13 protein-coding genes are annotated in these 13,474 nt (G+C 65.3%); 6 read left to right on the top strand and 7 right to left on the bottom strand.

The genetic code is table 11. From position 1 onward, the window contains the following. Window positions 1-154 precede the first annotated feature (154 nt). Together dprA and plsY are read right to left on the bottom strand one after the other, a co-directional pair. Complete coding sequence (dprA, locus tag AC1VV3_RS00750) at window positions 155-1,309, bottom strand: DNA-processing protein DprA (RefSeq protein ID WP_431567990.1); 1,155 nt, start codon at window positions 1,307-1,309, stop codon at window positions 155-157. Then, window positions 1,306-1,893 carry a glycerol-3-phosphate 1-O-acyltransferase PlsY gene (plsY, locus tag AC1VV3_RS00745; protein ID WP_134092695.1) on the bottom strand — a complete coding sequence of 196 codons (588 nt, stop codon included), beginning with the start codon at window positions 1,891-1,893 and terminating at the stop codon, window positions 1,306-1,308. Before plsY ends, dprA begins: the two co-directional genes overlap by 4 nt. A 182-nt stretch (window positions 1,894-2,075) precedes the next feature. On the opposite strand from plsY, the gene murI reads away from it, so the two are divergent. The 4 genes from murI (at window position 2,076) to AC1VV3_RS00725 (ending at window position 6,360) form a co-directional block, all read left to right on the top strand. Beyond that, window positions 2,076-2,951: a glutamate racemase gene (gene murI / locus AC1VV3_RS00740; RefSeq protein WP_431567989.1), complete on the top strand. Its 876-nt coding sequence runs from the start codon at window positions 2,076-2,078 to the stop codon at window positions 2,949-2,951. After that, complete coding sequence (locus tag AC1VV3_RS00735) at window positions 2,948-3,832, top strand: hypothetical protein (protein WP_207912792.1); 885 nt, start codon at window positions 2,948-2,950, stop codon at window positions 3,830-3,832. Before murI ends, AC1VV3_RS00735 begins: the two co-directional genes overlap by 4 nt. Before the next feature lie 49 nt (window positions 3,833-3,881). Further along, complete coding sequence (gene hemA, locus AC1VV3_RS00730; protein ID WP_132262196.1) at window positions 3,882-5,096, top strand: 5-aminolevulinate synthase; 1,215 nt, start codon at window positions 3,882-3,884, stop codon at window positions 5,094-5,096. Window positions 5,097-5,259: 163 nt separating this feature from the next. After that, window positions 5,260-6,360 carry an NADH:flavin oxidoreductase/NADH oxidase gene (locus tag AC1VV3_RS00725; RefSeq protein WP_431568021.1) on the top strand — a complete coding sequence of 367 codons (1,101 nt, stop codon included), beginning with the start codon at window positions 5,260-5,262 and terminating at the stop codon, window positions 6,358-6,360. 104 nt (window positions 6,361-6,464) lie between these two features. Here the strand turns inward: AC1VV3_RS00725 and AC1VV3_RS00720 are convergent, their stop codons facing one another. The 5 genes from AC1VV3_RS00720 to AC1VV3_RS00700 form a co-directional block, all read right to left on the bottom strand. Continuing rightward, window positions 6,465-7,688, bottom strand: a complete 1,224-nt coding sequence (locus AC1VV3_RS00720) for a type III PLP-dependent enzyme (RefSeq protein ID WP_431567988.1) — start codon at window positions 7,686-7,688, stop codon at window positions 6,465-6,467. 382 nt (window positions 7,689-8,070) lie between these two features. After that, the gene (locus AC1VV3_RS00715; RefSeq protein ID WP_132262190.1) at window positions 8,071-9,249 is read right to left on the bottom strand and encodes a carboxynorspermidine decarboxylase; all 1,179 of its coding nucleotides are present in this window, start codon (window positions 9,247-9,249) and stop codon (window positions 8,071-8,073) included. Window positions 9,250-9,337: 88 nt separating this feature from the next. Further along, window positions 9,338-9,688: a DMT family protein gene (locus tag AC1VV3_RS00710; RefSeq protein WP_132262188.1), complete on the bottom strand. Its 351-nt coding sequence runs from the start codon at window positions 9,686-9,688 to the stop codon at window positions 9,338-9,340. A 7-nt stretch (window positions 9,689-9,695) separates the two neighbouring features. Continuing rightward, a complete protein-coding gene (locus AC1VV3_RS00705; RefSeq protein ID WP_431567987.1) occupies window positions 9,696-10,136 on the bottom strand; it encodes a hypothetical protein in 441 nt (146 codons plus the stop codon). After that, window positions 10,136-11,347 (bottom strand): saccharopine dehydrogenase family protein, encoded by a 1,212-nt coding sequence (locus AC1VV3_RS00700; RefSeq protein WP_431567986.1) that lies wholly within the window; start codon window positions 11,345-11,347, stop codon window positions 10,136-10,138. Before AC1VV3_RS00700 ends, AC1VV3_RS00705 begins: the two co-directional genes overlap by 1 nt. A gap of 232 nt (window positions 11,348-11,579) precedes the next feature. Here AC1VV3_RS00700 and AC1VV3_RS00695 point away from each other — a divergent pair, with 232 nt between their 5' ends. Both AC1VV3_RS00695 and AC1VV3_RS00690 read left to right on the top strand, forming a co-directional pair. Then, on the top strand, window positions 11,580-12,803 hold the full coding sequence (locus AC1VV3_RS00695) for a BtaA family protein (RefSeq protein WP_431567985.1): 1,224 nt from the start codon (window positions 11,580-11,582) through the stop codon (window positions 12,801-12,803). Window positions 12,804-12,813: 10 nt separating this feature from the next. After that, window positions 12,814-13,458, top strand: coding sequence for a class I SAM-dependent methyltransferase (locus tag AC1VV3_RS00690; protein WP_132262181.1), 645 nt, complete (start codon window positions 12,814-12,816; stop codon window positions 13,456-13,458). Window positions 13,459-13,474 lie beyond the last annotated feature (16 nt).

The raw sequence follows: 13,474 nt of genomic DNA, 5'->3' as shown, positions 1-13,474 counted from the left end.
TGCGCATATACGTGTACGCATAGGGTGGGAAGCGATTGGGGCACTCGTCAAGCGCCCAGATATGGCATCTTCATTTCAAACCAAAATTCAGGTCAGGTTTCTGCCCTGGCTGCGGGAAACCCGCCTTTCCCGCCGCTCACCGCGACCAGGACGCTCAGGACAGACTGACCCTGCCCCCCGCATGACGCTGCAGACGGCCACCGATTTCGAGTTCGAGCAGCGCCATCTGCACCGATGGCGCGCCCGCGCCCGACTGGCGAATCAATTCGTCGACCGCTACCGGCGCGCTCGTCAGCAGGTCCGCCACACAGATTTCGGGCGGCGCCACAAGCGGCCGATCCTCGTCCTGCCACTGCGACTGGGCTTCCTGTAAGCTGGCGGTCATCCGCGATCCGGGTATGCCATCGAAACCGGAAAGCAGTTCGATGACGTCCTCCACCGATTGCACCAGCACGGCCCCGTCGCGAATGAGCTGGTTGCAACCATGCGAGCGCGGATCGAGCGGCGAGCCCGGCACTGCCATGACCTCGCGCCCCATCTCTCCGGCGAGCCGCGCGGTAATGAGCGACCCGGACTTCGGCGCCGCCTCCACCACCAGGGTCCCCGTTGCCAGCCCGGCAATGATGCGGTTGCGAGTGGGAAAGTGACGGGCCAGCGGCTCCGTCCCCGGCGGCTGCTCTGCAAGCAGCAGGCCCTCGCTGGCGACACGTGCCTGCAAGTCGGCATGTTCGGGCGGATAGGCGATGTCGATCCCGCTGGCGATCACGCCTATGGTCGAGCCGCCCGCCAGAGCGCCGGCATGCGCCGCGCCGTCTATGCCCCGCGCCAGACCGGAAACTACTGTGAAACCCGCCTCGGCAAGGCCATGCGCGAAGTCCCGCGCCAGACGCACGGCACCTGCCGAAGCGTTGCGCGCGCCCACGACAGCCACGGCCGGGCGGCCCAGAACGGCAAGATCGCCGCGATAGGTCAGGATCGGCGGCGCGCCGTCGCTATGGGCGAGAAGCTGCGGATAATCCGGCGAATCGTGAAAAAGATAACGCGCACCGGCCTTTCGCGTCGCCGCGATTTCCGCCTGGACCCGGTGTTCGGACGCCGCTTCGTATGGCCGTCCTGCCCGTCCGGCGAGATCCGGAAGCGCGCCGAGCGCCGCGCGCGCCTCTCCAAACCGGCCGAGAAGCTGCCTGTACGTAATCGGGCCGATATTCGGCGAGCGCAGCAGGCGAATGCGGGCGAAGGCTTCCTCCTGCGAGAGCGCAGCGGCCTCCCCCGGCGGTACGCCCTGCTCCGCGCGCCCCGCCCCGGTCACGGCTTCTTGCCGCTCCCGATCCTGGGTTCCGTTCCGGCGCGCAGGCGGGCGAGGTTCTCGCGGTGCTGGAACACCACGATAGCGGCGATCACGGCGAGCACGCCGGCCGCCTCACCATGACCCAGCAACAGGGCCGCAATCGGCGCGACGACGGCGGCCGTCATTCCCGCAACAGAGGAAATCCGCAAGGTCAGCAGCAGTCCGATCCAGGTCACGGCATAGGCAAGCCCCACCGGCCAAGCGAGCCCGAAGGCGATGCCGGCGGTGGTGGCGACCCCCTTGCCGCCCTTGAAGCCCAGCCAGACCGGGAAACAGTGGCCGAGAAACGCGCCGAGCGCGGCCAGCCAGGTCCATTCCGGCAGGAAATGAGCAGCGATCAGGACCGCGGCCAGGCCCTTCAGCAGGTCCAGCAGCAGGGTGGCGGCCGCCAGCCCCTTGCGGCCCGTGCGCAGGACATTCGTGGCCCCGATGTTGCCCGAACCGATCGAGCGCAAGTCGCCGGCCCCGGCCATGCGCGTAATCAACAGGCCGAAGGGCACCGAACCGAGGGCATAACCCATAAAAAGGGCGAGAATCCAATCCATGAACGCCTCTTAAGAGCCTGCGTGAAAATCCGCCAGAGGTGCATTCGCCGCGCCGCTGTTCGATGGCTCCATTTCGGCGCAGTCTTACCCGGTTACGCGCAAATCGCGAGCGGACTTGCAGCTTTGAACATTGCTCTTTCCCGTGCCGAGCGATTAACAGGGTACAAGGTCCAGGAAAAACGATGTCCCCAATGCCCCATGCGCTGCCCGCGACGTCCGTCGCTCCCGCTTCCGCCGATCCCACTTCCGTCGAACCCATTTCCGTCGAACGGGGCGCGCCGATCCTGCTTTTCGATTCGGGCGTGGGCGGGCTCACCGTTCTGGGCGAATTGCGCAAGATCCTGCCGCAGGCGCCGGTGATCTATGCCGCCGACATGGCCGGCCTGCCCTATGGCACCAAGAGCGAGGCGCAAGTCACCGCGCGCGTCGCCGGGCTGCTCGGCCGCATGACGGAGCGCTTTGCGCCGCGTCTGGTCTGCATCGCCTGCAATACCGCCTCCACGATCGCGCTCGGCATGGTGCGCGAAGTGCTGGAAGTGCCGGTTGTCGGCACGGTCCCGGCCATCAAGCCTGCCGCCGCGATGACCCGAACCGGCGTCATCGGCCTCCTGGGCACCCAGGCAACCGTCCGGCAGGCCTATGTCGACAGGCTGGAGCAGGAATTTGCGCCGGGCAAGCGCCTGCTGCGCTATGGCGGCCCCGGCCTGGTCGAAGCCGCCGAAGCCAAGCTGCGCGGCGAGCCGGTCGACCTCTCCGCGATCGTCCGGGCCGCAGAGGCTCTGCGCGCCATGCCCGGCGGCGAGGATATCGACACGCTGGTGCTGGCCTGCACTCATTTCCCTCTGCTCGAAGAGGAACTGGCGCAGGCTTTCGGCTCCGGCGTCCGCTTCATCCACGGCGCCGCGGGTATCGCCCGGCGCATCGCCCAGCTTACCGAGGGCCAGGAATACGCTCGCCAGCAGCCGGACCGCGCGTTATTCACCGGATCGGGAGAATTTCCCGGAGCGTATGGCGATGCGCTGGCTCGCTACGGGTTGCCGGAGGGTGGACGGTTTTGACGCCGCGACTGAACCTGTTGCTGCTCATCCTGGTGCTCCTGCTGGGCGTGCCGCTCTACTGGTTCCAGTTCGACGCCAGCGCCCCCGGCGCCAAACCGCTGCCGATCACCATGTCGCGCCTGCGCGAACTGGCCGAGGGCATCCCCGGGCCTGCCCCTGTCGCCTTGCGGCAGGAAGTCCTGGGCTACCATTCCGAACTCTACAACCGCATCGCCGCCGGCAGCGGCCTGCGGCCGGTGAGGCTGGCCCTGCGCGCTTTCGAGCTGGTCGTTCCGGGCCGTGCCCCGATCCTGATCGATGCCGGCACCACGCCCGTCGATGCCAGGAAACGGGACGTGGAGGATTTCGACTTCTCCGCCCAGAGGCGCGTCGACGAAGCGGCCGAAATCGCCACGATGAAGCTGGTTCTGCTGGATCGGCCGCTCCACCGGGGCAATCCGGCGCTGGCCTCGCCCGATGCCGTGCCGCTTCCCGATCTCGGTGACGGGGAGCCGCGCGCGGTGGCGCCCGGCGTGGTCGCCATTCCGCTGAAGGGCCTGCCCGACCGCGCGATGATGGTCTACATCCGGCTTGAAGACGGCCGCGAATATCTCTTCACCGGCGATGTCGCCAAGATCGATGCCAACTGGATGGAGGGCCGCCCGCCGGCCCGCACTTTCGCGACGATGCGAAACGGCGATGAGCGCCGCCTGACCGTCTCCTGGCTCATGACCATCAAGGCCCTGAAGCGGGCCGCCCCGGCGATGATCGTGGTTTCCGGGCACGAACCGCGAGACGTGGCGGGGATTGCAAGCGGATTTGCAAAAGATCGATCACAGTCCGCAGGACAAGCTTCTGGCCATGTCCCGATCGATCATGTATTTGCCCGCAGCAACGGGTAATAGCCCTTGGGTAACAGCCCCTTCAAGGCGAACGCAGGATAGAGCCTAGGTGAACTACGAAAACATCTTCGATCAAGCGATCGAGCGCCTCCATTCGGAAGGCCGCTATCGCGTTTTCATCGACATCCTGCGCAACAAGGGTGCCTACCCGAATGCCCGCTGCTTCGCCGGTCACAATGGACCGAAGCCGATCACGGTCTGGTGCTCGAACGACTATCTCGCGATGGGCCAGCACCCCAAGGTGATCGAGGCCATGGAAGAGGCGCTGCACGATGTGGGCGCCGGTTCCGGCGGCACCCGCAATATCGGCGGCAACACGCACTATCACATCGAACTTGAAAGTGAGCTGGCCGACCTTCACGGCAAGGAAGGCGCGCTGCTGTTCACTTCGGGCTATGTCTCGAACGACGCGACGCTCTCCACCCTGGCGAAATTGCTGCCGGGTTGCGTGATCTTTTCGGACGAACTCAACCACGCCTCGATGATCGCCGGCATTCGCAATTCGGGTTGCGAAAAGAAGGTGTTCCGCCACAACGACCTTGAACATCTCGAGGAACTGCTGGCCGCCACCGACCCCGCGCTGCCCAAGCTGGTCGCTTTCGAGTCGGTCTATTCGATGGATGGAGACGTCGCCCCGATCCACGCGATCTGCGACCTGGCCGAGAAGTACAACGCCCTCACTTATATCGACGAAGTCCACGCGGTCGGCATGTACGGCCCGCGAGGCGGCGGGATCACCGATCGTGACGAAGCGGCCCACCGCATCGACATCATCGAAGGCACGCTGGGCAAGGCGTTCGGCGTGATGGGCGGCTATATCGCCACCAACCAGAAGATCATCGACTGCATCCGCTCCTACGCACCGGGCTTCATCTTCACCACCTCGCTTTCGCCGGTGCTCGTTGCGGGCGTGCTCGCCTCGGTGAAACACCTCAAGGGCTCCAGCGCCGAGCGCGAAGGGCAGCAGCGGTCGGCCGCCCTGATGAAGCAGATGTTCCGCGATGCGGGCCTGCCGGTCATGGATTCGACCACGCATATCGTGCCGCTGATGGTCGGGGATCCGGTGAAAGCCAAGAAGATCAGCGACATCCTGCTCGCGGAATATGGCGCCTATGTGCAGCCGATCAACTTCCCGACCGTGCCGCGCGGCACCGAACGCCTGCGCTTCACGCCCGGCCCGGCGCATACCGAGGCGATGATGCAGAGCCTCACCGAAGCCCTCGTCGAAATCTGGGAACGGCTGGAAATGCGCCTGGCGGCCTGACCGCCGCGCGCTTTCGCAGTCGCAACATTTTCTTTTGCAAAGGGCTCCCCGTTCCGACGGCGGAGCCCTTTTCATTTGCGCATCGGCCCCCAAGTTCCTCCCGTCGCCTCCGCGCGTCTCTCCCGACGCTTTCCCCCGCGACGACGTGACCAGAAGGACTTCCATGGCCAAGCTGTTCGAGCCGATCACCATCGGCAACCTCACTCTCGACAACCGCATCGTCATCGCGCCGATGTGCCAATATTCCGCCGAAAATGGCCGGGTGACGGACTGGCACACCATTCACCTCGGCAATCTGGCGCAGTCCGGCGCGGGCATCCTGACGATCGAGGCCAGCGCCGTCAGCCCCGAGGGCCGCATTTCCTACGCTGATGTCGGGCTGTGGGACGATGCCACCGAACAGGCGATGGGCCAGGTGCTGGAAAGCGTGCGCCGCTGGTCCGACATGCCGATTGCCATCCAGCTTGCCCATGCCGGACGCAAGGCCAGCACGGCCAAGCCCTGGGACGGCGGCGCGCAGATCGCGCCCGATCACGAGAACGGCTGGCAGACCGTCTCGGCGTCGGACCTGCCGTTCCTGCCCGACGAGAACCCGCCCGAAGCGCTCGACCGCGAAGGGCTGGCCCGCATTCGCGACGCCTTCGCCGACGCCGCCCGCCGCGCTGCCCGCCTCGGCATCGATGCCGTGCAGATCCACGGCGCTCACGGCTATCTGCTTCACCAGTTCCTCTCGCCGCTCTCCAACAAGCGCGAGGACGAATATGGCGGCAGCCTGGAAAACCGCATGCGCTTCCCCCTCGAAGTCTACGATGCCGTTCGCGCCGCTTTCCCGGCCGACAAGCCGGTGACGATGCGCGTTTCCGGTACCGACTGGGTCGAGGGTGGATGGGACGTGGAACAGTCCATCGCATTCGCCAAGGCGCTGGAAGCGCGCGGCTGCGCCGCCTACCACGTTTCCAGCGGCGGACTGGACGCGGCGCAGACGATCCCGGTCGGCCCGAACTATCAGGTTCCGCTTGCCCGCAAGGTCAAGGACGCGGTGTCGATGCCGGTGATCGCCGTCGGCCTCATCACCGAGCCCGAGCAGGCCGAAGCCATCATTGCGACGGGCGAGGCGGACATGATCGCGCTGGCCCGCACCGTGCTCTACGATCCGCGCTGGCCCTGGCATGCGGCTGCGGCCCTGGGCGCCAAGGTCAAGGCGGCCCCGCAGTTCATGCGCAGCCAGCCGCGCGCCTACAAGGACCTGTTCGTCCAGGCCTGAGGCAGCGCTGCCGTCCCGGACGCGATCCGGGACGGCAGCAGCACTCACGAAAAAGCCCGCCGGAATTGCTCCCGGCGGGCTTTTCTGTAATCGGATGGCTCAGATCAGCGCAGCGACACCACATTGTCGGAGACGCGCGGATCCTTGCGCTCGCCCGTGTAGAGGCTCGCCATCGGCTCGTCGGCGACGTTCAGCACTTCGCCCGTGCCGAAGCCGTTGAAGGCCGTGCGCATGGCCGCGCCGTAAGCGCCGAGCATGCCCACTTCGATCCAGTCGCCCGCCTTGATGTCGGCCGGGAGCATGAACGGGCCTTCCATGAAGTCCGCGTCGTCGCAGGTCGGGCCGTAGAACGAGAAGCCCTCGAGATCGTCCGAACGCTCGCCACCGACGGCGGCCTCACGCGAGATGCACTTCACCGGGAAGCGCCAGGCGACGTGGGCGGCATCGTAGAGCGCGCCATAGGCACCCTCGTTGATGTAAAGCTCATCACCGCGGCGCTTCTCGACCTTGACGATCATCGAGCTGTACTCGGCCGAGAGCGCACGACCGGGCTCGCACCACAGTTCCGCGTTGTAGGCGATCGGCAGGGCTTCGAAGTGACGGTGGATGACCTGGAAATAGTCTTCCAGCGGCGGCGGCTCCATGCCCGGATAGACCGAGGGGAAACCTCCACCAACGTCGATCATGTCGATGACGACACCGGCGTCGGCAATCGCGGCGCGTGCGCGCTCGAGGGCCTGGACGTAGGCGAAAGGCGTCATCGCCTGCGAACCGACGTGGAAGCATACGCCCAGCCAGTCAGCAACCTGACGGGTGGCCTGGAGCAGCTCTCCAGCATCGGCAAGATCGACACCGAACTTCGAGGCGAGGCTCAGTTCCGAATATTCGGAAGAGACGCGCAGACGCACGCAGAGGCGCAGGTCCGTCGCGCGGCTGCCTTCCGCGTCGGTGGTCGCTTCGAGGATCTTCTCGACTTCCTCGATCGTGTCGAGGCTGAAGGTGCGGACGCCGTGTTCGAAGTAGGCTTCGCGGATCGCGCTGGCCGTCTTCACCGGATGCATGAAGCACAGGGTCGCGTCGGGCAGTGCCCCGCGAACCATGCGCACTTCACCGATGGAAGCGACGTCGTAATGCGTGATGCCATTCGCCCAGAGGATCTTGATAAGATCCGGCGACGGGTTCGCCTTCACGGCATAGAGCGCCTTGCCCGGAAACTTCGTTGCGAAGAAACGGGCCGCGCGCGCAGCAGCATGCTGGCGGTTGAGAATAACGGGTTCGTCGGGCGCGATTGCGCGCGCTACAGCCGGTGCGTCAAGAAATTCGAGCAACTCAAGGGACCCCCAAACGGAATTGTTAATGACAAGAGCTGCCTTGCGGTTTGGAAGTCCCCATGGGGCAGCGAGGGGCGGGATATAGGGCTCTCAAGCTGAATCGCAAGTGAAAAAAGGTCCGTTTCACAGAAACGTCATAATCGGAAATCGGGCGTGAAATCATGCCGCCTCTCCACTTGGTTTTTCTGCGACTTTACAGAGCGTTAGCTCGCGCAACCCTAACCGGTCATCCGTCATGAAAGGGACACCTGGATATGCCGGTTTCACAGCTACAATGCAGGAGGGACCGGACGAGTTCTTTCGAGTCGACCAGGAGGGGACCGAGTGGGGGAATCGCGGGACGGATCGAGCCGTCCCGCGTTGATTTCAGGGGGTTCCCTTAGCTGAGACGGTCGCGGAAATCCTCGTAGCCGAAGCGGCGGATGCATTCGAGCGAGTCGGTCTCGGAATCCCAGAGCCAGATCGAGGGAAGCGGAACGCCGTTGAAGGTCGTGGTCTTCACCATCGAATAGTGCGCCTGATCGAGGAACGCGAAACGTGCTCCGGGCTCGGCGGCGACGGGCAGGACGTAATCGCCGATCACGTCGCCGGCCAGGCACGAAGGCCCGCCAAGCCGCACCGGCTCGCCTTCGCCCTCTTCCTTTTCCCCGAGCATCGCGGGCCGATAGGGCGCTTCGATCACGTCCGGCATGTGGCAGGTCGCGGAAATGTCGACGATCGCCACGGGCATGCCGTTATGCGCCACGTCGAGCACGGACCCCACCAGGATACCCGCATCGAGCGCAACGGCCTCACCCGGCTCGATATAGACTTCGGCGCCGGTGTCCTCCTGAAGGTCGATCAGGAATTCCACCAGCTCGTCGCGCTGATAGTCGGCGCGGGTGATGTGGTGGCCGCCGCCCAGGTTGATCCACTTGAACTGGCCGAAGAACGGTTCGAGGTAATCGAAGGCCTTGTCCCAGGTCCGCCGCAGCGGCTCGAAGTCCTGTTCGCACAAAGTGTGCATGTGGATGCCGTCGATCATCTCGACATGCTCTTCGGTGAGCTGGTCGATCGGGAAGCCCAGGCGCGAATGCGGTGCGCAGGGGTCGTACTTCGGCACTTCGCCTTCGGCATGCATCGGATTGACGCGCAGACCGATGTCGAAGTCCTCTCCGCGCGCGCGCGCCGCCTCGATCTGCGCCCAGAAGCGCTCGATCTGCATCGGTGAATTGAAGATCACATGGTCCGACAGGCGCAGGATCTCGTCGAGATCCTGTTCCTTGTAGGCCGCGCAATACGTCGCGATCTCACCATCGTAGAATTCCGAGGCGAGACGGGCTTCCCACAGGCCCGAGGTGCAGACACCGTCGAGATATTCGCCGACGATCTGCGAAGTCGACCACATCGAGAAGGCCTTGAGCGCGGACAGGACCTTGGCGCCCGATCGTTCGCCGACATCGGCCAGCACGCGCAGGTTGCTGCGCAGCCGGGCCGCATCGACCACGAAACTGGGGCTGTCGACGCGCGACAGGTCGAAATGGGCGAAAGCTCCCGGATCACCGGCGCGGGTTTCCATGTTCGTTCAGTCCTTTTCGGATGGCCCCCGCGAAGGGAGCCGAATTTGCAACCAGATGGCCCTGCCTGCGCACGGCTTCAAGAACACGTCAGCCGAACGGGCCCTTGAAGATGAACCAGGCCCCTGCCCCGACCAGCGCGAAGCCGACGATCTCGTTCAACCCCGGCTTCTGACCGAACAGCGCCCAGGCCACCAGGACGAAAGCCATGAGCGACATGGCCTCCTGCAGCACCTTGAGCTGGCCCAGCGAATAGACCTGGCTGCCGATCCGGTTGGCAGGCACGGCCAGGCAATATTCGAAGAAGGCAATGCCCCAGCTCATCGCCACGGCCACCCACAAGGCTTTGCCAGGCATCTTGAGATGGAGGTACCAGGCGGTGTTCATGAAGATATTGGAGCCCGCCAGCATGGCCACGGGCGCAACGAAGGTCCAGTTCACGGCCGCCTCAGTCGACGCAGATGGCGTTGACCGCCTTGCCCTGCTTGACCTCGGCATAGCAGCCATAGAGCTTGTCGTCGGCCTGGCAGGTCCCGCTCGCGGCCTTGTCCGGAGACACGGCGCCCGCACTGCCGACGCACTTGCCCTGGCACTGCGCGGAATCGGTGCAAGGCTTGCCCGCATCGGCGTAGGGATGGACGCATTGCTCCATGCCCAGCATGCCGCGGCGCTGCACGGTGCCGCCTGCGGACTGGCAGGCTGCGCGATCGTCCGCGCTCATGTCGCGGTTATAGTCCTGCCCCTCGCCCTTGTGTCCGGCCGGCTGGGTCGGCGGTGTCGGGCTGGCGGGTGCCGGGGTGGAAGGCGGCTGCGGACCGTCCTGCGGCGCGCAGCCGACCAGCGCGAGAGCGCCGAAGGCAGCGACGAGGACGGTCCGCAGCCCTGCCATCAGAACGCCAGCGGTCCGTCGAGTTCCTCGACCGTCCACGGCAGGCCATGCTGGTTGAGCATGTCCATGTAGGGATCGGGATCGAACTGCTCCATGTTGAACACGCCTGCACCGCTCCACTTGCCGGTCAGCAGCATGGCCGCGCCGATCATCGCCGGAACGCCGGTGGTGTAGCTGACGGCCTGGTTGCCGGTTTCGGCATAGGCGTCTTCATGGTCGCAGATGTTCTTGATGTAGAACGTCTTCTCGCCCGAACCATCGAGCGCTTCGCCGGTCGCGATGTCGCCGATATTGGTCTTGCCCTTGGTCGTGGGGCCGAGCGAGGCCGGCTCGGGCAGCACGGCCTTGAGGAACTGGAGCGGGATGATCTCGACGCCGTTGTAGATCACCGGGTCGATGCGGGTCATGCCCACGTTCTGCAGTACGGTAAGGTGCTGGATATAGGCATCGCCGAAGGTCATCCAGAAGCGCGCGCGCTCCATCTCGGGGATGAACTTCGCGAGGCTTTCCAGTTCCTCGTGATACATCATGTACATGTTCTTGGGACCGACGGCCTCGAAGTCGAAGCTCTGCTTCACGCCCATCGCCGGGGTCTCGACGAATTCGCCGTTCTCCCAGTGGCGGGCCGGCGCGGTCACTTCGCGGATGTTGATTTCCGGGTTGAAGTTGGTCGCGAAAGCCTGGCCGTGGTCGCCGCCGTTGCAATCGAGAATGTCGAGCGTGCGGATGGTCTTGAGCTTGTGCTTCTTCAGCCACATGGCGAAGACCGAGGTCACGCCCGGATCGAAGCCCGAGCCGAGCAGCGCGGTGAGGCCCGCTTCCTTGAACTTGTCCTGGTAGGCCCACTGCCAGTGATATTCGAACTTGGCCACGTCCTTGGGCTCGTAGTTCGCGGTATCCATGTAGTTCACGCCGGTCGCCAGGCAGGCGTCCATGATCGCGAGATCCTGATAAGGCAGCGCGAGGTTGACGACGAGTTCCGGCCCGATCGAGCGGATCAGCGCGCTCGTCGCGGCCACGTCATCAGCGTCGATCGCATAAGTGCTGATCGAGACGCCGGTGCGCGCCTTGACCGACTCGGCAATCGCCTCGCACTTGGAGACCGTGCGGCTCGCGAGGTGAATGTCCGAGAAGATGTCGGGATTCATCGCCATCTTGTGGACCGCGACCGAACCGACGCCGCCTGCGCCGATCACCAGAACCTTGCTCACCAATCTGTCTCCTTAACGCGATGCTCGCGAACAGCCGCATATAGAGGCCCTGTGTGACAACTCAACTGTGAGAGTTTTTGCCCGACCTGACGGGCGGGGCAAAAACGACGGAGGTCGAAGGCGTACCAAACAAAAGACTGTCATAATCCGCCATCGTCCCGTCATCGCGCGGTCACGCCGCGGAGGCATTGGAGCCGCACAAGCTTCTTACGGCCCGGGGGTCCGCCGAACGATGTCCAATGCCCATCCCGCATCCAACCTCATCGAAGGCGCCGTTGTCCGCCAGGAAACCAGGCGCGGTGCGCGCCTGCTCGACAAGGCCTTCGCGCTCGCCTTCAAGGGCCTGGTCTACGCGCAGATCTGGGAAGACCCGGTCGCCGACATGGAAGCCCTGCAGATCGGGCCGGATAGCCGGGTCATCACGATCTCCAGCGGCAGCTGCAACGCACTGTCCTATCTCACGGCAGACCCGGCCGCGATCACCAGCGTGGACCTCAACACCGCGCACATCGCGCTCGGCCGCCTCAAGATCGCTGCGATCCGCAACCTAACGGACTATGCGGACTTGCGCCGCTTCATCGGCGAGGCCGACCATCCCGGCAATTTCGCGACTTATCGCGAGCGTCTTGCGCCCCATCTCGACGAGGCCACCCGCCGCTACTGGGAAGGCCGCGACCTGGTGGGCCGCCGGCGCATCAAGGGCTTTACGCGCGGCATCTACAAGCAGGGCCTACTCGGCCACTTCATCGGCGCCGCCCACGTCCTTGCCAAGCTCTACAAGATCGACCCGAGCGAGATCCTCGGCGCGGAAACGCTGGAGGAACAGCGCCGGGTGTTCGACGAACGCTTCGCGCCGATTTTCGAACGCAAGCTCGTGCGCTGGCTGACCGACCAGCCCGCCTCGCTCTTCGGCCTCGGCATTCCCCCTGCGCAATACGACGCGCTGGCCGGCGGCAACCGCATGGCCGACGTGCTGCGCGCGCGGCTGGAGAAGCTGGCCTGCCACTTCCCGCTCGACGACAACTACTTCGCCTGGCAAGCCTTCGGCCGCGGCTATGGCCGTGAGGCCAAGGCGCCGCTGCCCCCCTATCTGCAGGAAGCCAATGTCGAGCTGGTACGCGAACGGCTGGGCCGGCTCACCTTGCGCCACGCAAACTTCACCCAGGTGCTGAAGGAAAGCGCCGAAGCCTCGCTCGACCGCTATATCCTGCTCGACGCGCAGGACTGGATGAGCGACGCGCAGCTGACCGAACTCTGGAGCGAAATCACCCGCACCGCCCGCCCCGGCTCGCGCGTGCTGTTCCGCACGGCCGCGGAGCCGACGCTCCTGCCGGGCCGAGTGCCCGAGGAAATCCTATCGCGCTGGGACTATCGCGAGGAGGAATCGCGGGCGGCAACCCAGGCGGATCGCTCGTCGATCTATGGCGGCGTCCACCTCTACGTGCTGCGCGGCTGAGCGCCGGACGATGACCGGAACCGCCGTTTCGCAGGATCATGCGGCCCTGATGGACAAAGTCTATCGCGGCCAGCGCCACATCTACGACTTCACGCGCAAATACTACCTGTTCGGCCGGGATCGCCTGATCCGCGAACTCGATGCGCGGCCCGGAATGGCCGTGCTCGAAGTGGGTTGCGGCACGGGCCGCAATCTCGAACTGATCGCAGCGGCATGGCCGGACGTGCAGTGCCACGGCTTCGACATCTCCAGCGAGATGCTGAAAAGCGCGAGCGCCCGGCTCGGCCCGCAGGCGCAGCTGGCGCTGGGCGATGCAACGCGGTTCGATTCGCAGGCCCTCTTCGGCCGAACCGGCTTCGACCGGGTCGTGCTCTCCTACACCCTCTCGATGATCCCCGGCTGGCAGGCGGCGCTGACGCAGGCCGCCGCAGCGCTGGCGCCCGGCGGTGTCCTCCATGCGGTCGATTTCGGCGATCTTTCCGGCCTGCCCTCTCCCTTGCGCGCGGCGCTCAGGGCCTGGCTGGGGAAATTCCACGTATCCCCGCGCCTGGACCTGCCGATGGTCGCTGCGCGCCTCGCGGGGGAGCATGGCCTGCGGATCGAGGTCCAGCGCGGACCGCTTGGCTATTATCAGATGGTGCGCCTGATCCGCTGAGGCTATGCCCCCGGGC

The sequence above is a fragment of the Novosphingobium sp. BL-S-34 genome (genome assembly GCF_056857015.1).
Note: the sequence above shows the minus strand (reverse complement) of the source record. Positions and strands in the feature narration are given on the sequence as shown.

What these genes read in the sequence shown, in the direction of transcription:
- plsY (WP_134092695.1), bottom strand. Translation starts at nt 1,893, where the DNA reads ATGGATTGGATTCTCGCCCTTTTTATGGGTTATGCCCTCGGTTCGGTG.
- AC1VV3_RS00695 (WP_431567985.1), top strand. Translation starts at nt 11,580, where the DNA reads ATGTCCAATGCCCATCCCGCATCCAACCTCATCGAAGGCGCCGTTGTC.
- AC1VV3_RS00725 (WP_431568021.1), top strand. Translation starts at nt 5,260, where the DNA reads ATGGCCAAGCTGTTCGAGCCGATCACCATCGGCAACCTCACTCTCGAC.
- murI (WP_431567989.1), top strand. Translation starts at nt 2,076, where the DNA reads ATGTCCCCAATGCCCCATGCGCTGCCCGCGACGTCCGTCGCTCCCGCT.
- AC1VV3_RS00690 (WP_132262181.1), top strand. Translation starts at nt 12,814, where the DNA reads ATGACCGGAACCGCCGTTTCGCAGGATCATGCGGCCCTGATGGACAAA.
- AC1VV3_RS00715 (WP_132262190.1), bottom strand. Translation starts at nt 9,249, where the DNA reads ATGGAAACCCGCGCCGGTGATCCGGGAGCTTTCGCCCATTTCGACCTG.
- AC1VV3_RS00705 (WP_431567987.1), bottom strand. Translation starts at nt 10,136, where the DNA reads ATGGCAGGGCTGCGGACCGTCCTCGTCGCTGCCTTCGGCGCTCTCGCG.